This is a genomic window from Sphingomonas sp. DC5200-1, from assembly GCF_049897245.1.
Lineage (GTDB): Bacteria > Pseudomonadota > Alphaproteobacteria > Sphingomonadales > Sphingomonadaceae > Sphingomonas > Sphingomonas aquatilis.
In genome coordinates this window covers 354,914-374,759 of the sequence record NZ_JAFCVW010000002.1, presented here as the reverse complement: position 1 = coordinate 374,759, position 19,846 = coordinate 354,914, and the positions used below count along the sequence as shown (strand labels likewise).

General features: G+C 67.6%; 12 protein-coding genes. 4 read left to right on the top strand and 8 right to left on the bottom strand.

Going from position 1 to position 19,846, the window contains the following annotated elements:
• The first annotated feature begins 2 nt into the window (after positions 1-2).
• Positions 3-1,481 carry a tryptophan halogenase family protein gene (locus tag ACP7A3_RS04985; protein ID WP_426255122.1) on the top strand — a complete coding sequence of 493 codons (1,479 nt, stop codon included), beginning with the start codon at positions 3-5 and terminating at the stop codon, positions 1,479-1,481.
• A 171-nt stretch (positions 1,482-1,652) separates the two neighbouring features.
• Here ACP7A3_RS04985 and ACP7A3_RS04980 read toward each other — a convergent pair whose 3' ends face one another.
• Genes ACP7A3_RS04980 through ACP7A3_RS04970 form a run of 3 tightly spaced genes read right to left on the bottom strand, consistent with a single transcriptional unit; the run spans position 1,653 to position 8,268 of the window.
• Complete coding sequence (locus tag ACP7A3_RS04980) at positions 1,653-3,110, bottom strand: amidohydrolase (protein ID WP_426255123.1); 1,458 nt, start codon at positions 3,108-3,110, stop codon at positions 1,653-1,655.
• Positions 3,111-3,133: 23 nt separating this feature from the next.
• The gene (gene ggt, locus ACP7A3_RS04975; protein WP_426255124.1) at positions 3,134-4,870 is read right to left on the bottom strand and encodes a gamma-glutamyltransferase; all 1,737 of its coding nucleotides are present in this window, start codon (positions 4,868-4,870) and stop codon (positions 3,134-3,136) included.
• The gene (locus ACP7A3_RS04970; RefSeq protein ID WP_426255125.1) at positions 4,870-8,268 is read right to left on the bottom strand and encodes a TonB-dependent receptor domain-containing protein; all 3,399 of its coding nucleotides are present in this window, start codon (positions 8,266-8,268) and stop codon (positions 4,870-4,872) included. The genes ggt and ACP7A3_RS04970 overlap by 1 nt, the downstream gene beginning before the upstream one ends.
• 168 nt (positions 8,269-8,436) lie before the next feature.
• Here ACP7A3_RS04970 and ACP7A3_RS04965 point away from each other — a divergent pair, with 168 nt between their 5' ends.
• Both ACP7A3_RS04965 and ACP7A3_RS04960 read left to right on the top strand, forming a co-directional pair.
• The gene (locus ACP7A3_RS04965; protein WP_294282595.1) at positions 8,437-8,982 is read left to right on the top strand and encodes an RNA polymerase sigma factor; all 546 of its coding nucleotides are present in this window, start codon (positions 8,437-8,439) and stop codon (positions 8,980-8,982) included.
• Positions 8,979-9,914, top strand: a complete 936-nt coding sequence (locus ACP7A3_RS04960) for a FecR family protein (RefSeq protein ID WP_426255126.1) — start codon at positions 8,979-8,981, stop codon at positions 9,912-9,914. Before ACP7A3_RS04965 ends, ACP7A3_RS04960 begins: the two co-directional genes overlap by 4 nt.
• Before the next feature lie 6 nt (positions 9,915-9,920).
• On the opposite strand, the gene ACP7A3_RS04955 is transcribed toward ACP7A3_RS04960, so the two are convergent.
• From ACP7A3_RS04955 to ACP7A3_RS04935, 5 genes are all read right to left on the bottom strand, one after another.
• Positions 9,921-10,970, bottom strand: a complete 1,050-nt coding sequence (locus ACP7A3_RS04955) for a LacI family DNA-binding transcriptional regulator (RefSeq protein ID WP_426255127.1) — start codon at positions 10,968-10,970, stop codon at positions 9,921-9,923.
• Positions 10,970-12,463 carry a tryptophan halogenase family protein gene (locus ACP7A3_RS04950; protein ID WP_426255128.1) on the bottom strand — a complete coding sequence of 498 codons (1,494 nt, stop codon included), beginning with the start codon at positions 12,461-12,463 and terminating at the stop codon, positions 10,970-10,972. The genes ACP7A3_RS04955 and ACP7A3_RS04950 overlap by 1 nt, the downstream gene beginning before the upstream one ends.
• Positions 12,460-13,491 (bottom strand): cupin-like domain-containing protein, encoded by a 1,032-nt coding sequence (locus ACP7A3_RS04945; RefSeq protein WP_426255129.1) that lies wholly within the window; start codon positions 13,489-13,491, stop codon positions 12,460-12,462. The genes ACP7A3_RS04950 and ACP7A3_RS04945 overlap by 4 nt, the downstream gene beginning before the upstream one ends.
• A complete protein-coding gene (locus ACP7A3_RS04940) occupies positions 13,484-14,206 on the bottom strand; it encodes a SapC family protein (protein WP_426255130.1) in 723 nt (240 codons plus the stop codon). The genes ACP7A3_RS04945 and ACP7A3_RS04940 overlap by 8 nt, the downstream gene beginning before the upstream one ends.
• A gap of 108 nt (positions 14,207-14,314) precedes the next feature.
• Complete coding sequence (locus ACP7A3_RS04935; RefSeq protein WP_426255131.1) at positions 14,315-17,341, bottom strand: TonB-dependent receptor; 3,027 nt, start codon at positions 17,339-17,341, stop codon at positions 14,315-14,317.
• Between the two features lie 201 nt (positions 17,342-17,542).
• Here ACP7A3_RS04935 and ACP7A3_RS04930 point away from each other — a divergent pair, with 201 nt between their 5' ends.
• Positions 17,543-19,819 (top strand): beta-glucosidase, encoded by a 2,277-nt coding sequence (locus ACP7A3_RS04930; protein ID WP_426255338.1) that lies wholly within the window; start codon positions 17,543-17,545, stop codon positions 19,817-19,819.
• Positions 19,820-19,846 lie beyond the last annotated feature (27 nt).

Here is a 19,846-nt window from a genome sequence, read left to right as displayed (position 1 = left end):
GTATGAGCGACACACGCATTCGTCGGATCGTGATCTTGGGCGGGGGCACGGCGGGCTGGATGACCGCCGCGGCGTTGTCGCGCGCGCTGGCGGGGCAGGGGGTCGCCATCACTTTGGTCGAATCCGACGCGATTGGGACGATCGGGGTCGGCGAAGCGACGATCCCGACCATTCACTGGTTCAACCAGATCATCGGCCTGGACGAGCGGCAGTTCATGGCCGAGACCAAGGCGACGGTGAAGCTCGGTATCGAGTTCGTCGGCTGGAACGGCGAGGGCAGCCGCTACTTCCACCCCTTCGGCACGTTCGGGCCGCCGGGCGACGGCGCGATGTTCCTCCACCGCCTGATCCGCGCGCGCGCCGATGGCGATACCGCGTCCACCGAAGCCTATTCGTTGACCGCGCAGGCCGCGCGCGCCGGCCGCTTCACGCGACCGGTGCCCGATCGACGCTCGCTGCTGTCGACGCTGGGCTATGCCTATCACTTCGATGCCGGGCTGTACGCGCGCTACCTGCGCGGGCTCGCCGAACGCGCGGGCGTCACCCGGATCGAGGGCATGGTCGCGTCGGTCGAACGGCATGACGACAGCGGATACGTCCGATCGCTGACGCTGGCGGATGGACAGGTCGTCGCCGGCGACCTCTTCATCGACTGTTCGGGGCTGCGCGGCCTGCTGATCGGCGAGACGTTGGGCGTGGGCTATGACGACTGGTCGCACTGGCTGCCCTGCGATCGGGCCTGGGCGGCGCCGAGCGCGGCGGAGGTCGGCCGCACGCCCTTCACCCGTGCGACCGCAGCCGAGGCGGGGTGGCGCTGGCGTATCCCGCTCCAGCACCGGGTCGGCAACGGCTATGTCTTCGCGAGCCGCTTCCAGGACGAAGAGGCGGCGCGCGCGTCGCTGATCGCCGGGATGGACGGGCCGCCGCTCGCCGATCCGCGCCTGATCCGCTTCACGCCCGGCATGCGACGCGAGGCGTGGCGCGCCAATGTCGTCGCGATCGGTCTGTCGAGTGGCTTTCTGGAACCACTGGAATCGACCAGCATCCACCTGATCCAGAGCGGCATCGCCAAGCTGCTATCGCTGTTCCCGGCGGCCGATTGCTCGCCGCTGCTGGCGCGGCAGTTCAACCGCGTGTTCGGGCAGGAAATGCTCGACGTGCGCGACTTTTTGATTTTGCACTATCACGCCACGACGGGCCGTACCGAGCCGATGTGGCAGGAGCGGCAGGCCATGGCGATCCCGGATACGCTCGCCGAGAAGGTCGCGCACTTTCGTGCATCGGGCCGGATCGTGCTGTCGAGCGACGAGCTGTTCCGCGACGCGAGCTGGTTCGCCGTGCTCGACGGGCAGGGGGTGCGGCCGGGCGATCATAACCCGTTGATCGAAGCGGTGGGTCGCGACGACAATCTGTGCCAGCTGGCCGCGCTACGCGCCGACATCGCGAAGGTGACGGCCACGTTGCCACCTTTACCGGCGTGATACGCCGCTGATGTTGCGCCCCGTCCTGCGTCGGAACCGCATCTGCGAGCGGCGAGGCCACCCCGTTCCGTATTGATGGTCGGCGAACGCGGCGGGCAACGACGCGCTCGCCACGCGGCTTCTCGGGCGGCTGGCGGATGCGCTCCCCGATCTGCTAGCGCGCTAGGCCGGTCAGCTCGCCGGCGTCGCGGTCTTGCGATAGTCGAGCGGGGGTTTGCGATTGCCGAGCATCGCCTTGTAGGTGAAGCCGGGGCCGCGGCGGCGGTTGAGTTCGGCCTTGGCCTCCGCGAGGGTCTGCGGGCTGCGCATCAGATCGGCGGCGGTGAGCGCGATCGTCTTCGCCGCGACCGTACCGCCCTTCGCGCCGATCGACATGCCCGAGGCAGCGACCGCCTGCCAACTGTGGGCGGGCGTGCCCGGCACCCAGGTCGCCGCGCCGAGGCCGATGGTCGGCACCACCCACGATACGTCGGCGACGTCGGTCGATCCGCCGCCATCGCCATCGGAGATCGGCGCGACGGTGGAGACGCTGTCCAGCGCGCGCTGCGTCGGCAGCGTCGGCTGCAGGCGGCCGGCCCAGGCGGTCTCCTCCGCCGTCCAGCGGGGACCGCCGACGGCGTGCAGGTTCGCATCCATCACCTTGGCCAGCGTTTCGCTCGCCAGCATCGAATAGACGCCGCCGGTCGCCTCGAACTCGGATGTCGTGCCGGTCGCCAGCGCCGCGCCCTCCGCCGCCTTCTGGACGCGCGCCATGACGTCGCGGACGACCTGCGGGTCGGTATGGCGGACGTAATAATAGCTTTCGGCGAAATCGGGGACGACGTTGGGCGCCTCGCCACCGTTGGTGATGACATAATGGATGCGCGTCTTCATCGGGATGTGTTCGCGCAGGTAATTGACCGCGACGTTCATCACCTCGACGCCGTCGAGCGCGGAGCGGCCCTTGTCAGGCGCGGCGGAGGCGTGCGCCGACACGCCGTGGAAGCGGAATTTGCCCGAGATATTGGCCTGGCTGGCGCCAGTGCTGACACCGTTCGAATCGCTGGGATGCCAGTGAAGGACGGCGTCGACGTCGTTGAACAGCCCGGCGCGAACCAGATAGACCTTGCCCGATCCGCCTTCTTCTGCCGGCGAACCGTAGACGCGGACTTCGCCATCGATCGCGTTCGCAACCATCCAGTCCTTGACCGCGATCGCTGCGGTGACCGACGCTGCGCCGAAGATATTATGGCCGCAGCCGTGGCCGGCGGCCTGGCCGGGAATGGGATCACGCTTGGTATCGGCGCGCTGGGCGAGGCCGGGGAGGGCGTCATATTCGGCGAGGATGCCGATCACCGGCCCCTTGCCGCCGCGCTTGAAGCTGGCGACGAAGGCGGTCGGCATGCCGGCGACGCCCGGCGTGACGGTAAAGCCGGCGCGCTTCAGTTCGGCCTGGAGCAGCGCGCTGCTCTTCGTTTCCTGATAGCCGACCTCCGGCGCATTCCAGATCGCGAGCGCGGTCTTGCCGAGATCGGGCGAGCGGGCGTCGACGTCGGCGAGGATTGCCTGCCGCTCCGGGGCGGCAATCTGCGCCGTGGCCGGGGTCGCGGTGAGAAGGGCGATGATGGGAGTGATGGCGGGGCGGTGCATGGCGGGCATCCTACTTCGGTGCGTCACTTGACGGGAACAGCGGCGGCGTCGGGGCGGCGGGTGTCGGCGGCGCCGAGGAAGCGGTCGCCCTCGACCATGATCGACTGGATCGAGCCCATCGTGTTCGAGCGACGGACCTTGTGGCCCTTCGCCTCGAGCAGCGGCACGATGTCGGGCGAGAAGCCTTCCTCCAGCTCCAGCGCTGCATCGCCGCCGCCCTGGTTGATGCGGGGCCGTTCGGCTGCCTCGCTGACGTTGAGGCCATGGTCCATGACGTTGGAGAGCAATTGCACCATCGTCGCGATGATATAGCCGCCACCCGGCGTGCCGGTGACCAGCCAGGGGCGGTCGTTTTCGAAGACGATGATCGGTGTGATCGTCGATCCGACGCGCTTGCCCGGCACCGGCAGCGTGGCGCGGCGTTCGGCCGCGGCGCCGCGGCGACCCCAGGCGAGATTGCCGAGCGAGTTGTTCAGCAGAATACCGGTGCCCGGTGCGACGACGTGCGCGCCATAAGAGGCGGACAGCGTGTAGGTGTTGCTGACCGCGTTGCCCGCCGCGTCGGCGACCGAGAAGTGCGTCGTGTCGCGGCTTTCGTACGGATAGGGGTTGCCGTCGGGCACGTCGTCCTTGCCGAGGGCGCGGTCGGGGCGAATCAGCTTGGCGCGCTGCGACGCATAGCCCTTGCTGGCAAGGCCGATCGCCGGTGTCCGCCAGTCCGGACCGCCGCCCACCAGCCGGCGGTCGGCGGACACGATCTTCATCGTTTCGGACAGCAGATGCAGATTGGCGACACTGCCCCATTTCTGCGCGCCGACGGGGAAGGTTTCGAGGATGTTCATCGCCTCCGCGACGCTGACGCCCGAGGCGGTCGGCGGCATGTACGCGATGCGCTTGCCGCGATAGCTCGACCAGATCGGCGTCGAGACGATCGCGCGATAGCCGGCGAGGTCGGCGGCATCGATGACGCCGCCGCCGGCGCGAATGCCTGCCGCGATGCGGGTTGTGAGCGAGCCGGTATAGAAGCCGTCGCGACCCTTGGCGGCGATCGTCTTCAGCGTTGCGGCGAGATCGGGCTGGCGGAACGTCTCGCCAGCGGCATAGGCCGCCCCGTCGGGCTTGAAAAACATCGCCATCGCCGCGGGATCGTCGGCCATCAGCTTGCGCTGTGCAGACTGGGCCTGCGCCTCGTCATCGGATAGAATGACGCCCTGTTCGGCCATCGCGATCGCGGGAGCGATGAGCGAGCCCCAGGGTAGCGAGCCGAAGCGGCGGTGCGCCTCCCACAATCCGGCCACGGTGCCGGGGATGGCGACGCCCTTCATCGACATCACCTTCTTGGCGTCGACCTTGCCGTCCGGACCAAGCAACAGATCGTCGGTGATGTGGCGCGACGCCTGGCCATAATAGTCGATCGCAATGTCCTGCGCCGGCTTGCCGTCCTTCGCCGCCATATGGACGAGCATATAGCCACCGCCGCCGACATTGCCCGCGCGCGGCAGCGTCACCGCCAGTGCGAAGCCGACCGCCACCGCGGCGTCGACCGCATTACCGCCCTTGCGCAGGATGTCGGCACCGACCGCGGCGGCGAGCTTGTTCTGGCTGACGACCATGCCGCCGCGCCCGACGATCGGCTTGTGGATCTGGTCATAGGCGACGATGTCACCGCCCGACGGCGAGCGCGCCTGCGGCTCTTCCTCCTGCGCGATGGCGAGCGACGGGACGAGCAGCAGGGTGAGGGCGAGGTGCCGCATGCGCATCAGAACGACGCCCGGATGTTGGCATACCAATAGCGGCCGTACGGATTGTACAGCGATCCAAGGAAGCCGTTCGACGACAGCGGCGGGGCCGCGTTGGTGAGGTTTCGGACGCCGATCCGCATGCGATACTGGCCTTCGCGTTTGTTGCCGACGCTGACTTGGCCGTACAGATTGTACGTCATCTGGTCCTTGATCAACCACGCCGCGCCGGTCGAATCGATGAGACCGGTGTCGTCGACGTCGCTGGTATATTGGGTGAAGCCGCCGAGCTGGAACCAGCGGTAATTCCACGTCGCGGTGCCCGTCACGCGCCAGCGCGGCTTGCCGTTCTGGCGGACGAGGTCGCCCGCATCGGCGATCGCGGTGCCGGCGTTGATCGTGCCCGCCGCGCGCGCGTCGATCAGCTGCTGGATCGGTTGCGAGGGTTCGAGGAAGAAGCGGCCGAGGTAGGCGGCGTTGGCCGACAGCGTCAGGCGCCCCGCGCCGAAGTCCGGCAGTCGCCAGTTGAGACCGAGGTCGAGGCCCGACGCCTCCTGCGGCAGCAGGTTGACGTAGCGGTCGTTGACGAACAGCACGCGGCCCGCCGGTTGCAGGCCGGAGCCGGCGAACAGCGCGATATCGTCCGCGGTCGGCGCGGCGCGCACGACATTGGCGTTGGTGGTGCCCTGTACGCGGGCCAGATAGTCGGCGATTAGCGCATTGCCTTCACCGAAGATGCCGACGATCCCCTTCTGCTTCACGTTCCAATAATCGGCGGTCAGCGTGATCCGTCCGATCGCGGAATCGAGGAAGTGCGGCTCCAGCACGACGCCCGCGCTCCAGGTGGTGGAGGTTTCGGGCTTCAGGTCCGGATTGCCGGCGCGCTGCGCGCTGATCGCGAACGACTGGGCGCAATTGGCGAAGGAACTGATCGCCCCGGTGCGCAGCTGCGCCTCGCAGCGGACATAGTCGACGCGGGTGTTCGAGCGGGTGACGACGCGCGCGTTGATCTGTTCGAGGTTAGGCGCCTTGAACCCTTCCGCATAGCTGCCGCGCAGGCGGATGCCGCTGACCACGTCCCAGGCGCCTGCGATCTTAGGCTTCGCGACCGAGCCGACGTCGCTGTAATGTTCGAACCGTCCCGCCAGCTGGAATTCGAGATTGCGCACCAGCGGCACGTTCATCGACGGGCCGATGACCGGAATCGCAAGTTCGGCGTAGGCGGCGAAGACGGTGCGGCGGCCGCTGGTGTCGGGCGACGGGCTGGTGCCGACGAGGTCCGAGCCATAGGTGATGCCGCTGACGCTGTCGGTGAAGGTCGTCGTGCCATCGACGCGCGGATCGCGGTCGTCGAGCTGCGTTTCGCGGCGGATCTCGGCGCCGAGCGCCAGGCCGAGATTGCCGCCGGGCAGCGACAGCAGACGGGCGTTGGATAGCTTCAGGTCGGCGAGTGCCAGCGTCGCCTTGCTGAAGCGCGTCGTCTTGATGCGGATCGCCCGAAGCGCCGCGTCATTGCTGGGCGTCGCATCGCGGCCCGAGGGCGTGGTAAGGTCGCTGCCGTTGAAGGGGTTGTAGGCATCCGGCGTCGACAGCGCGAGCTGCCGCTGGAGCAGCGTCGCGCTGATCCCGTCCGACGTGTCGCGCACGCGCGCTTCCGAATAGAGCGCGGCGCTTTCCCACTGGAAGCCGAGCCAGTCCCAGCGCAGGCCGGCGAGCACTCGGTACTGGTCGTTCTCGACATGGACGAGGTTCGGGCCGGCGTCGGCGACATTGTAGCTCGACAGCGTGACGGCGAGGCCGCTGGCGGGTGCGTTGATGCCGGGCAGGCGGTTGGGGTTGGCCGCGCCGTTCAGCATCGTCGGGCCGAAGGGGTTGTAGTAATTGGTCGCCGGCACGATGATCGGCAGCGAACTGAGCGTGCCCGACGACGACTGAATGCTGTCGGTCGTCGCCTTGTAATAGCCCGCCTCGCCGAACAGATCGAGGCCCGGCGTCAGCTCGTAATGGCCGTTGGCGAACAGGTTGATCCGCTCGACCGAGGGGATGATGTAGGTGTCGTAGGCCGCGCGCGGATCGAAGCGCAGATTGCGGTCGGCGGCGGCGGTGTTGGTGCCATCGTCGATGCACAGGCCGTTCTTGAGGCCGGTCGTCGCATTGGTCTGGCAGCCGGTGTTGGTGAGTGGCTGGATGTGGAACTGGCCCGAGGCGTTGGTCAGCACGGTCGTGCCCTGCCGCACCTGAACGTTGCCGACCGTCTGGAACGAACCCCAGGGCGTGATCGACGAGCGGCCGTCGAGCGCGGTCGCTCCGTCGAAGCGCGTGCCGACGAACAAGGGGCGCTTGTCGTCGGAGGCGGTGTAATCCTGTTCCGAACTGCGCAGCGGCGTGCGGTTGGTGTAATTGGCGAACAGCGTGATGTTGCCGCGGCCCTTGCCGATGTCGGTGCCCACCAGCAGGTTGACGGTGCTTTCGGTCTGGCTGGTGCGCTCGGGGTAGCCGACCTGCCCTTCGATCTGCACACCGGTGAAGTCGGTGCGCAGCACGGTGTTGACGACGCCCGCCACCGCGTCCGAGCCGTAGATGGCGGCCGCGCCGTCGCGCAGCACCTCCAGCCGCTCCAGCCCGAAGACGGGGATGGCATTGGTGTTGTAGGTCAGCACGGGGACGAGATTGTCGTCGGCGCGGCTGGTCGGGTGGTTCACGACGCGGCGGCCGTTGAGCAGAACCAGCGTGTTGCCGACGCCGAGGTTGCGCAGATTGACCGAGCCGACGTCGCCGCGCGCCGCATTCGAGCTGTTGGGCAGATACGAACTGTTGAAGGTGACATCGCCCAGCTGCGGGATCGAACGGAACAACTCGTCGCCGCTGACCGCGGCGGTGGCGGCGATCTGCTGTTCGTCGACGATCGTGACGGGCAGAGCGGCGGTGTTCTTCGCGCCCTTGATCTGCGATCCGACGACGACGATGTCCGATGCGGGTGCCGCGGCGCCGGGGTCGGCGTTGACCGCCGCTTCGACCGCGGCGTTCGAAGGAGCGAGGCGTTCGTCGCCCACCTGTTGCGGGGCCGGCGCCGCCTGGACGAAGTTGACGGGCGCGAGCGACGCCGTGTCGATCGGCATGACGCGCACGGTGCGCGGGCCGGTATAGCGCCAGCCGAAGCCGCTGCGCGCGAGCAGCATGTTCAGCGCTGCGTCGGGCGTATAGCGGCCGGCGATCCGCGGCGCCTGGCGATCGGCGACGGCGGGATCGGTGAAGACGAGCTGCAGCCCGGCCTGCCGCGCCACACGCATCAACGCCTCGTCCAGACGGCCGGCCGGGACGTCGATCGCAACGATCCGCTGTTCTTTCGCCGCCGCCGCGCTCGGCAACATCATCGCCGTCGCGCATGCGGACAGCAGCAGTCGATAGGCCCTGGTCATGTCGTGTCCCCCCGGATCGGTATCGCAGCTTTCCGCTGCCCCCGATCCTATCGACGCAACGCGGCCACCAATGCGAACCCCATGCACGACATTTCTTTACATTTTTACGTCGCGGGGTTCGCGATCCGCGCGAACCCGCGTCATAGAGGACAGGGGGGACGCACAGACGTGCAGCAGGATGCGAACAACCGGATACCGCCGACTGGCGAGGGGGAGGGCGCGACGATCGTGGCCGACTCGCTCGGCGCCTATCGTGCTGCGCTGCGGGCGTTCGTCGCGCGGCGCATCGCCGATCCGCACGAGGCCGAGGATCTGGTGCAGGAGGCATGCGCGCGGCTGATCGCCACCGCACAGCAGCGGTCGCTCGAGGAGCCGCAGGCCTATCTGTTCCGCATCGCCGCCAATCTGATCGCCGATCGCGGCCGCCGCGGGCTGGTGGTGGTGCCGCTGACCGACGAGATGCATCCGTCGATCGCGCCGCGACAGGAAGAGCGCCGCCGCGTCGTCGATCTGCAACAGGCGCTGGAGGCGGCGCTCGCAGAACTCAGCCCGCGGGCACGCACGATCTTCGTGATGCGCCGGTTCGATGAGATGGGGACGGGCGATATCGCCCGCGCGCTGGGGATCAGCCCGCGCATGGTGCAGAAGCATCTGACGCATGCGGTCAGCCACCTCTACGCCCGGCTGGGCCATCTGCGCGAGGTGACGCCGTGAGCGATCGTCACGATCTGGGCCGGCGCCGCGATGCGGTGTTCGAGGCGCTGCTCGGCGAGCGGGCCGACGATCTCCACCCCGACGATCGCGCCGAGGCCGCCGCGTTCTGGGACTGGCTGGGCGAACAGCCACGCCCCGCGCCGGTGCGCGACGTGCCGCGCCGGCCGGTGTGGATCGGATGGGCGGCGGCCGCGGCGCTGGTGCTGACGGTCGGCGCCAGCACGCAGCCGTGGCTGGCGGATGGCGACACGCATGCGCCGTCGACGCGCTATGTCGCCGGGCGGGCGGAGCGCAAGGTCATCCGTCTGGACGATGGCTCCACCGTGATCCTGGGCGCGCGGAGCGCGCTGACCGTAAGCTTCACGGCGGACCGGCGCAGACTGGCGCTGGAGGGGGGCGAGGCCCTGTTCCAGGTGGCGCACGACGCCAGCCGGCCGTTCGTCGTGCAGACGCCGTTCGGCGCGGTGACCGCGGTCGGCACGGCCTTCGACGTGACGATCGGCAGCCGGGCCGCCGATGTCGCGGTGACCGACGGCACGGTCCGCGTGACGGTCGCGGTCGATGCGCGTGACGAGGGCACACCGGTCGCCAAGCTGGCGCGCAAGGGCGAACGCGTGGCGTTCGGGACGATGGAACAGGGCGGCGCACGCATGGGCTTCATCAGCCAGGCCGAACCGGTCGGCGTGGCCGATGCCGATGCCTGGACGCGCGGCCAGCTCGTCTTCCACGGCGAGCCGCTGGAGGAGGTGATCGACGCGGTCAATCGCTATGCCGTCCGTCCTGCCGACGAACTGTCGCTGACCGATCGCAGCGCCGCGCGCACGCCGGTCTTCGGCATCGTCGATCAGGGCGATCCCGCCGCGATCCGCGATCTGATCGATCGTCCGGAGGCCGTCGCGCCGCGTCGCGACGGAGCGATGACGCCGCGGTGATGCCCGCTAACGCGGTGCGCCAGTGGAGGCGCGGATCGCGAGCGTCGCGGGGACGATAAGCGGTTCAGTGGACGGTTCGCGACCCGCCTTGTCGGCGATGACGCGCTCGACGGCGTTGGCGGTGACCTCGGCGATCGGCTGGACGATCGCGGTGAGCGGCGGGTGGACGAAGCGGACGATCGGCGTGTCGTCGAAGCTGACGATCGACAGGTCGGCGGGGACGTCGAGGCCGCGCTCGCGCGCCAGTTCCAGCGTGGCGAGCGCCATCTGGTCGCTGCTCGCGACGATCGCAGTCGGCGGGGTCGCGCCGTCCAGCAAAAAGGTGGCGGCGGCGCGGCCGGATGCAAAGCCGAAATCGCCCTGCGCCAGCAGGTTATCGGTCGAAAGCTGGGCATCGGCCATCGCCTGGCGCCAGCCATCGACGCGCCAGCCGCTCAACGCATAATCGTCGGGGCCGGCGATGAAGCCGATCCGTTCGTGGCCGAGGCCGATCAGATGGTCGGTCGCGAGGCGGGCGGCGCCATCCTCGTCCATCGCCACCGCAAAGCCGCTGCCGGGCTGGCGCGAGCCGATGCGCGCGAAGCTGATGCCCTGCGCCTCGAGCAATTGCGTGATCAGCGGATTTTCCGAATGCGGCGGGGTCAGGATGACGCCATCGGGTTGCAGCGCGGCGATGGCGCCGAGCAATTCGCGCGCAATATGGTCGCTATGCGTGTCGATCAGCTCGACCATCAGGCGATAGCCGTGTTCGGCACAGGTCAGCATGCCGCCGAGCAGCATCTGGTCGACCCAGTCGGTGCCTTCGCGATTGCGCCACCCGGCGATGGTGCGTTCGCGATCGTTGAGCGCGACGATCAGATAGGATCGCGACCCTGCCATGCGCTGCGCCGCGATCGAGGGGACGTAGCCGAGCTTGGCGATCGACGCCTGCACGCGCTCCATCATCTCCGGCCGGACGTTCGGCTCCTTGTTAATGACGCGGCTGACGGTCTGGAGCGACACGCCCGCATCGGCGGCGACGTGGCGGATCGTCACCGCCTGACGACGGCGGACCATCAGGCGGGCGCCGCGCCGCAATAGCGCGCGACATAATCGGCATGGGCGGGCAGGCCGCGCACCGTCGTCGCGACGCCTTGGCGCAGGCCGCCGAGGAAGCGGGCGAGTTCGTCGTCGGGCAGCTTGGCGGCGATCGGGTGGTGTGTCTGCGGCACGATGCCCTGGCCCAGCATCACCTGGATCCAGCTGTTTTCCGCGAACAGTTCGTCGTTGCGGCGGAAGACGCGGCCGGTCTCGCGGAACAGGCCGATCTTCTGGGCGAGGCTGTCAGGGATGTCCATCGCGGCGCACTGACGCCAGAACGGGGAATCGCGACGTTCGGTGACCTTGTAATGCAGGATCAGGAAGTCGCGGATCTGATCCATGTCGGTCAGCTGCTGGTCGTTGAATTCGGCGATGTCGTGCGCCGAGATCGCACCGGCCGGCGGCAGCAGGCGGATGAGCCGCAGGATCGCGCGCTGGATCAAGTGGATGCTGGTCGATTCCAGCGGCTCCATAAACCCGCCCGCCAGACCGATCGCGATACAGTTGCGGTGCCATTGCTTGCGGCGCGCACCGGTGACGAAGCGCAGGCGATTGGGCTCGGTCAGCACTGCGCCTTCGAGATTGCCGAGCAGGCGGTCGAGCGCGGCGTCCTGCGACAGATAGCGGCTGCAATAGACGATGCCGTTGCCGACGCGATGTTGCAGCGGGATGCGCCACTGCCAGCCGGCGTCATGAGCCATCGCGCGGGTGAAGGGGACGGGAGGGCGGACGCTTTCGGTTTGCACGGCGATCGCCGCGTCGCACGGCAGCCAGTGCGTCCAGTCGTCATAGCCGACGTGCAGCGCCTGTTCGATCAGCAGTGCGCGAAAGCCGGTGCAGTCGAGGAACAGGTCGCCCTCCACCCGCGTGCCGCTGTCCAGCACCAGCGCGGCGATGTCGCCGCTCTCGCCGTCCAGGTCGACGCGGGCGATCTTGCCCTCGATCCGCGTCGCGCCGTCGCCTTCCGCCATGCGGCGCAGGAAGCGGCCGTACAGTGTCGAATCGAGCTGGTAGGCGTAGCTCATCCGGTCGTCGGGTAGGTGCGCGAACTTGCTCTCGCGCGCGGCCATCAGTTCCAGGCAATAGTCGTCGTAGGACTCGGTATGGCCGCGTGCCTGGCCGTCGAGCCAGAAATGCTGGAAGCCGGCGGCCCAATGGTCCTTCCCCGTCAGGCCGAAGGCGTGGAAGTAGCTGTCGTCGGGGCCTTTCCAGCCGTCGAACTGGATGCCCAGTTTGAAGGTCGCCTGCGTCGCCGCCATGAACTCGGCCTCGTTGATGCTGAGCAGCCGGTTGAAGGTGATGAGCGGCGGAATCGTCGATTCCCCCACGCCGACGGTGCCGATCGCATCGGATTCGACGAGCGTGACGGTCGCGGTGCGGCCGAGCGTGCGGGTGAGGGCGGCGGCCGCCATCCAGCCGGCGGTGCCGCCGCCGGCGATGACGATACGGCGCGGGGTGACGGCGTTCATCGGCTGAGCGCCCGCAACAGATAGGCGCGCAGCCGCGCGGCGAGCTCGGGTGTCATCGGGTCGAGCACGCCGCGGCCCCCTTCGGGAATATGTGCCGTCACGGCGTCGTCATTGTCGAAGACGTAATAGTCGAACATGTCGCGCCAATGGGCCTTCTGGTCAGCGGGAAGGTCGCGGATCGCCATCAGCGCGTGATTGAGCGCTTCCTGCGGCTGGCCCATCCAGCGCGGCGTCTGGCGCCACCAATAGTTCACCAGCACGTTGAAATCGTCCAGCCCCTCGACATGGTGCCACCATAAAGCCGGAATGTAGAGCGCGTCGCCGGGCGCCATCTCCACCATTTGCCCATGCGCCATCGCCTCGGCGAAGCGCGGATGGCGGGCGAGATCGGGGTTGTGGAAATCGACCATGCTCACCGCGCGGCCGGCGGGGGTGTTGTCGACGGGGCCGAGATGGAGGTTGCGGAACTGGTCGCGCGGGAACAGCGTGAAGCGCCGGTGCCCGACCGCGACCACCGCGAGATTGTCCGGCACGTCATTGTGCGCGGCGATGCGCGTGCGCGTGCCCATCCAGATGCTGGCGAGCGGTTCGCGCGTCCCCAGATCGATATGGTTGGCGGCGTGCAGCCCGTCGAAAAACTGGTGCATGTCGATCGAGGCGAGATAGACGGCGGGCGCCTCCGCCTGTCCCGCGAAGGAGGCGATGCGCGCGAAAATTTCGGGCAGCTTCGCATCGAACGTCCGGAAGTTCATCGCCATCGCGGCGTCGTAGAACAGGCGCCCGCCGCTGCCCGGCTGGCCGACCGCGACGGTGAAGGGGCGGTCGCGATGGTGGCGCAACAGATAGTCGCGCGCAGTGTCCGCCGATTGCAGGCCGGCGCGGACCAGCGGCCAGTCGCGCGCAAGACCGCGCACGACGAAGGGCGTGTCGGCCGTGCGCAGCCGCGCGTCGAGATCGGCGGCGTCGGCAACCGTGACTTCGGGCACGGCGGCAAGGCCGGCCAGCGGCCCCGGATCCGCCTCAGCCATGGGAGAGGCGGCGGTTGCGGCGCTCGACCAGGTCGCCGAGATGCGCCAGCGAGGCGATCGCCATGTACATAGGCTCCAGATGGCCGCCGGCGTGCAGGTCGGCGAGCGCCGCTGCGTCGAGCCCGGCGAGCCGATCCTCATCGATGATGTGGAAGCCGACCAGTCGGTTGCGGGCGCCGTCGTCCAGCGTCACGTCGAGCGTGAAGGGTTCGAGGAGGTCGTAGCGCTGGAGCGCGGCGAAGAAGGCGGGGGCGGCGCGATAGCCCTCGTCGAGCGTACCCAGCTGACCGGCGATACGATCTAGATAGGGGGTGGGCTGTCCCAGCTCGTCAAACAGCCGCGTGCCCTCTCCCGTGGCGCTGATCCGGGGGGAGGAGAGGTCGATGTGGACCTGCCCCGGTCCCTCATGCGTGGCACTGCCGCCGATCAGGAAGGGCTGAATCTCCATCGCCAGCGGACGATAGCGCGCGTCCCAGCGATCGCCGTCGAGGAATAGATTCTCGCCGTTTTCGAAGCCGAACATGGCGAGCGCGGTGAAGCGATCGCGCGTGTCGCTGAGCCGGAACAGGATGGGGTAGGTGCCCTGCACCGCGCGAAATTCGGTGGGGACGGTGATGCAGCACATCTGCGCGTCGCCTAGGGCCGCAGCCCGCTCGGTACGAATGGCGAGATCGCGGTGCGCCTCCGCGGTCAGGATCGCGTGCTGGCTGGTCATCGAACGCACCACTCTCGGTCAAAATCTGTTCGTGCGCAGGGGTGCCGTCCCTGCACGAAAAAAGCCAGCCTTCTCTGGAGGGAGAAAGCTGGCAGGCCCGTGGGGGACTTAGAAGGTGAAGCGGGCGCCCGCCGAGTAGCGCGCATCCTGCTTGGTCACGAAATTGATGTTGCGGTCCGAGCGAAGGTGGCCGCCGCGATTCTCGCCGAGGATGTTGATCCCTTCGGCAAAGATCGTGACGCGTGGCGTGATCGCATAGCTGATCGTGCCGTCGAGCTGACCATAGGTGTTGACGTAGACCGGGTTGGTGCCCGCCGCGGCCAAGAACCCCTTGCGCCAATTGTAGGCCGCACGTGCGTTGATGCCGTATTTGTCGAAGAACAGCACGGCATTGGCACTGTCCGACAGACCCAGCACCGCAAATTGCGCAACGCTCGAGGGCTTGGTGTTGTCGTACTTCTGATTGCTGTTGACGATCGTGTAGTTGAGGATCGTGCCGAAGCCGGTGTTCCAGAAATTGTGCTGGATCGCGAATTCGAAGCCATCGATCGCGGCGGTCTGGCTGCTGTTGAACGGCGTCGAGACGATGAAATTCACCAGCGGATCGTTCGCCTGCGCGATGATCGTGCCGTTGACCACCGAGCCCGGATAGTTGGTGCCGATGTAATCGCGGATGTTGGCGAAGGTCAGATCCTGGCCACGCGCGGTAAGAGCTGCGACCGCCGCCTGATAACGGGGGCCGTTATACGGCGTGGTGATGCCCGGGATCGTCGTGTTGACCTGGGTCGTGCTGATGTAGTTCGACACGTCCTTGTGGAAGTAGCCGACCGAGATGTAGCTGTCGCGGGTGTAATACCATTCCGCCGACAGATCGATGTTCTTCGACTTGTAGGGCACGAGGTTGGGGTTGCCGACCGCACCGGTGCCGCCACCGACGCGGAACAGCTGGTCGATCCGGCGACCGCCCTGCAGGCTGCCGTAATCCGCACGGGCGATCGTATGGCTATACGATGCACGCAGCTTGACGTTCTCCAGCGGCTGGAAGTCGAAGTCGACCGAGGGCAGCCAGTTCTCGTAATTGCCCTTGAACGTCGTGAAGCCGCTACCTTGGAACAGCACGTTGAATTCGTTCTGCGAATTCTGACGCGCGCCGACCGGCGTGGGCACGAGCGCAGACGCGGAGACGTCGGTATGTTCGTACCGTAGCCCGGCGATCAGGTGCGCGGTGCGCGAGAACAGGTCGAACTTGCCGTTGAACTGGGCATAGGCCGACATCGTCTTTTCATGGACGCGCGAATCGGTGTTGTACGGGATCAGGCACTGGCCGTTGCCACCGCAGATCTTGTACGCCTGATCGAGCAGCTTGACGACGCTCGGCAGGTCGAAGCTGTAGAACGACTTGATGATGTTCGGGTCGTTCGCGCCGCTGATCCCGGAGAACTTATCGGGAATGCTGGTCAGCTTGAACAGATTGTCGGGCAGCAATGCCGCCGCCGCGGCGCGCTGCGCCGGGCTGTCGCCGCCGGTGCCGCCCCAGGTATCGTTCTGCAGGACGCTATAGGCCGAGCGTACCTTGTTGTCGGTATATTCGGTGCCCCAGTCCAGGCTGTCCATGAAGCCGTGGCCGTGATCGTAATGGCCGCGCACCATGACCTGGTTGATCTCGTCGCGGAAATAGGAATTGCGGAACGCGTTGCCGGTGGGAACGATATTGGCCGCATTCAGCGGATCGATCCCCGAGTACATATTGTACGAGATCACGGGCAGTTCGTGATCGAAGTTCAGCGTCTGGTTTTGGACGCCGAAGACGGCGGTGCCGACCGAGTTGCTGTTGCCGTACGGGCTGTTCGGCTTCGATTCTGCGGTCGAGTGATGCGCGTCGAGCGTCATCGTCACGCCACCCGGGGCGTTCCACGTCAGGTTGCCGCCGAGCGACTTGTTCTCGTTGCGCACCGAGGTCTGCGACGCCGAATAGGCCAGATCCTTGGTTTCGCCCGCGCCGAAGCGCTCGGTGTAGAAGATCGGGCCGGCGACCGGGCCGTTGGTCCACGCACTCAGCGTGTCGTTGTGGTTGTACCAGATGCCGACGCTATTGTCGCGAATGTCGATCGTGTTGCGTGCGTAGGTGTAATCGATCGTTGCGGTCAGATCGTCGGTCGGACGGAATTGCAGAACCGCCTGGCCGTTGATGCGCTCGCGCCGGCCGTTGACGACGTCGTAGCCACCGTTCTGCGGCACCTGATAGACGTCGGTCGCCTTGGGCCGGTTGGTGATGTTGGCGTAGCGCGGGTCGCCCGGCATCGCCAGCGACCCCCAGTTGTTCTCGTTACCCAGATAGCCGTCGCGCCAGCCGATGTTGGCGCTGTTCGAACTGAAGTTGCGGCGCTGGTAGGTGCCGTTGATCAGGATCCCGATCCGGTCGTCGGCGAACGTATCGGAAATGATGCCCGAGATTTCGGGCGTGACGTCCTTGCGGCCGTTCTGCGAGGTGTCGACGACGCCGCGCGCGGCGATCGACCCGCGCAGGCCGGGCTTGTCGAGCGGACGGGGAGTGCGGACGTTGACCGTCGCGCCGATGCCGCCGGTCGGAATGCTGGCGCGACCGGACTTGTAGACCTCCAGCGCGGCCACGCCTTCGGACGCGAGCGTCGCGAAGTCGAACGCGCGCGAACCCGGCGCGCTGTTGCCGTCGCCGATGAACGACGTCGGCATCTGGCGGCCATTGAGGGTGACGAGGTTATAGTCGGCACCGAAGCCGCGAACGGTGACGAACTGGCCTTCGCCGTTCGACCGGTCGATCGACACGCCGGTGATCCGCTGCAGCGATTCGGCGAGGTTCGTGTCGGGGAACTTGCCCATGTCTTCGGCGCTGATCGCGTCGACGATGCCCTGGGCGTTGCGCTTGATGTTGACCGAATCGCGCAGAGACGCGCGGATGCCGGTGACGACGATGTCGCCGTCCGCCTGGCCCGCGGTGCCATCGGCGGTGGCGGGCTGCGGATCAGTCTGCGCCGGGCCGGTCTGGCCGACGGTCGCGGCGGCATCCTGCGCCGCGGCGGCAGCCGGCAGCATCAGGGCGGCGGTCGAGACGCCGATAGCGAAGTGCGAAAGCAGGCGAGCATGGACGCTGCGCATGGAAATCCTCCCCAATAACAAAAGGGCGCGGTTGTCGCCGCGCTTCTTGGGAACGTTCACTCGTGCAAAGGCCCGAATGTGTCAAGACGTGTCCGGGGTGGGCGATCCGCAATTGTGAACGTTCTCTGGACAGGCTGGCAGAAATGCAACACAAGCGGCCAAAATCGGATATTCGGGAGGATGACGGTGACGAAGGCAAGGATGGCCGGCGGGCTGGCGACGATCGCGCTGGTCGCAGCGGGCATGACCGCACAGGCGCAGGCGCAAACGGCACAGGCGGCTTCGGCAAGAGCGCAAACCCCGGCGAGCGACAAAACACGCGGGCCCTCGTCGCCCCGTGCCCGCGCCGACCGGATCGTCGCGCGGATGACGCAGGCGGAGAAGCTCGCGCTGGTCCACGGCCTGTTCCCGCCGATGGCGGCGGGCAAGACGCCGAACGAACTCATTCCCTCCGCCGGCCATATCGACGGCATTCCGCGCCTCGGCGTGCCGCTGGTGCGCGAAAGCGACGCGTCGCTCGGCGTCGCCAATCAGGTGGAGCAGCGCAAGGGCGACGTCGCCACCGCGCTGCCCTCCAGCCTCGCCACGGCGGCGAGCTTCGATCCCGCGATCGCACAGGCGGGCGGCGCGATGATCGGATCGGAGGCGCGCGACAAGCGGTTCAACGTGCTGCTGGCCGGTGGCGTCAATTTGACGCGCGATCCGTGGAACGGTCGCAACTTCGAATATCTGGGCGAGGATCCGCTGCTCGCGGGCACGCTGGGCGGCGCGCATATCGCCGGGGTCCAGTCGAACAACATCGTCTCGACGATCAAGCATTTCGCCCTCAACTCGCAGGAAACCGGCCGCATGGTGGTCGATGCGCGGATCGGCGAGGCGGCGCTGCGCATGAGCGATCTGCTCGCCTTCCAAATCGCGATCGAGAAGGGGCATCCCGGATCGGTCATGTGCGCCTACAACAAGGTCAACGGCGACTGGGCGTGCGAGAACAAGCATCTGCTGACCGATGTGCTGAAGCGCGACTGGAACTATCCCGGCTGGGTGATGAGCGATTGGGGCGCGGTGCATTCGACTGTGAAGGCGGCCAATGCGGGGCTCGACCAGGAATCGGGCCAGGAACTCGACAAGGCGATCTATTTCGGCGCGCCGCTGGCTGAGGCGGTGGCAAAGGGCAGCGTATCCGAGGCGCGGCTGGACGACATGGTCGCGCGCTATCTGACCGGCCTGATCGAGACGGGCGCGTTCGACCGGGCGGTGTCCGCACGCACCGTGACGCCCGATTATGCCGCGCATGCGCTGGTGGCGCAGCGTACCGCCGAGGCGGGCATCGTGCTGTTGAAGAATCAGGGCGACCTGCTGCCGATCGCGCGCACCGCCAAGCGGATCGTCGTGATCGGCGGCAATGCCGATGTCGGCGTGCTGTCGGGCGGCGGGTCCAGCCAAGTGCGCTCGGTCGGCGGGGCGCCGGTGGAGATTCCGCTGTCGACCGGGGGATCGGCATCGTTCGCGCGGATCACCTATCACGCTTCTTCGCCGCTCGACGCATTGCGCAAGGCGCTGCCGGGGGTGAAAGTCGATTGGGTCGACGGGCGCAACTTCAACGCGACGTTGGACGCCGCGCGCTCGGCGGATCTCGCCATCGTGTTTGCGACGCAATGGACGACCGAGGCGGACGACGTGCCCGACCTGCATCTGCCCAACCAGCAGGACGCGCTGATCGCGGCGATCGCGGAGGCTCAGCCGAAGACGATCGCGGTGATGGAAACGGGCGGCCCGGTGCTGATGCCCTGGATCGCCAAGGTGCCGGCCGTGGTGCAGGCCTGGTATCCGGGGCAGCGCGGCGGCGAGGCGCTGGCCGCGATCCTGATCGGCAAGGTCGCGCCGTCCGGACGCCTGCCGATCACCTTCCCTGCCGACGCCTCGCAGCCGCCGCGCCCGCGACCGGTGGGCCTCGACACAATGACCGACCTGCAGGCGGCGGCAGCGGCGAACCCGGCGGCGGCCTCCAATTATCAGCTGCAAAGCTTTCCGGTCGAGTATGTCGAGGGTGCCGATGTCGGCTATCGCTGGTATGAGAAGAAGGGGCTGAAACCCCTGTTCCCGTTCGGCCATGGCCTCACCTACACGCGCTTCGCCTATAGCAACCCGGTGGTGACCGGCGGCAAGACGCTGAGCGTGTCGTTCACCGTGACCAACGTCGGACGGCGCGAGGGCGTGGACGTGCCGCAGATGTACGTCGCGCGCGACGACGGCGCGACGCCGATGCGGCTCGGTGCCTTCACCCGCCTCACCCTGAAGCCGGGCGAGACGCGGCGCGTGACGCTGACCGCCGAGCCGCGCATCGTCGCCGATTACGACACCGGACTGCCCGGCTGGCGGATCGCGGGCGGGCGCTATCGGGTCGCGCTGGCGCAGGATGCGGCGGATCGCACGATGGTGTCGACCACGACGCTCGAAGCGCAGACGATGAAGCCATAGGGCACGGCCGCTGACGTGGATTGCCGG

Excerpts from the sequence above, each read along its gene's own strand:
- ACP7A3_RS04985 (WP_426255122.1), top strand. The coding sequence starts at position 3 with ATGAGCGACACACGCATTCGTCGGATCGTGATCTTGGGCGGGGGCACG.
- ACP7A3_RS04980 (WP_426255123.1), bottom strand. The coding sequence starts at position 3,110 with ATGCACCGCCCCGCCATCACTCCCATCATCGCCCTTCTCACCGCGACC.
- ggt (WP_426255124.1), bottom strand. The coding sequence starts at position 4,870 with ATGCGCATGCGGCACCTCGCCCTCACCCTGCTGCTCGTCCCGTCGCTC.
- ACP7A3_RS04970 (WP_426255125.1), bottom strand. The coding sequence starts at position 8,268 with ATGACCAGGGCCTATCGACTGCTGCTGTCCGCATGCGCGACGGCGATG.
- ACP7A3_RS04955 (WP_426255127.1), bottom strand. The coding sequence starts at position 10,970 with ATGGTCCGCCGTCGTCAGGCGGTGACGATCCGCCACGTCGCCGCCGAT.
- ACP7A3_RS04950 (WP_426255128.1), bottom strand. The coding sequence starts at position 12,463 with ATGAACGCCGTCACCCCGCGCCGTATCGTCATCGCCGGCGGCGGCACC.
- ACP7A3_RS04945 (WP_426255129.1), bottom strand. The coding sequence starts at position 13,491 with ATGGCTGAGGCGGATCCGGGGCCGCTGGCCGGCCTTGCCGCCGTGCCC.
- ACP7A3_RS04940 (WP_426255130.1), bottom strand. The coding sequence starts at position 14,206 with ATGACCAGCCAGCACGCGATCCTGACCGCGGAGGCGCACCGCGATCTC.
- ACP7A3_RS04935 (WP_426255131.1), bottom strand. The coding sequence starts at position 17,341 with ATGCGCAGCGTCCATGCTCGCCTGCTTTCGCACTTCGCTATCGGCGTC.
- ACP7A3_RS04930 (WP_426255338.1), top strand. The coding sequence starts at position 17,543 with ATGGCCGGCGGGCTGGCGACGATCGCGCTGGTCGCAGCGGGCATGACC.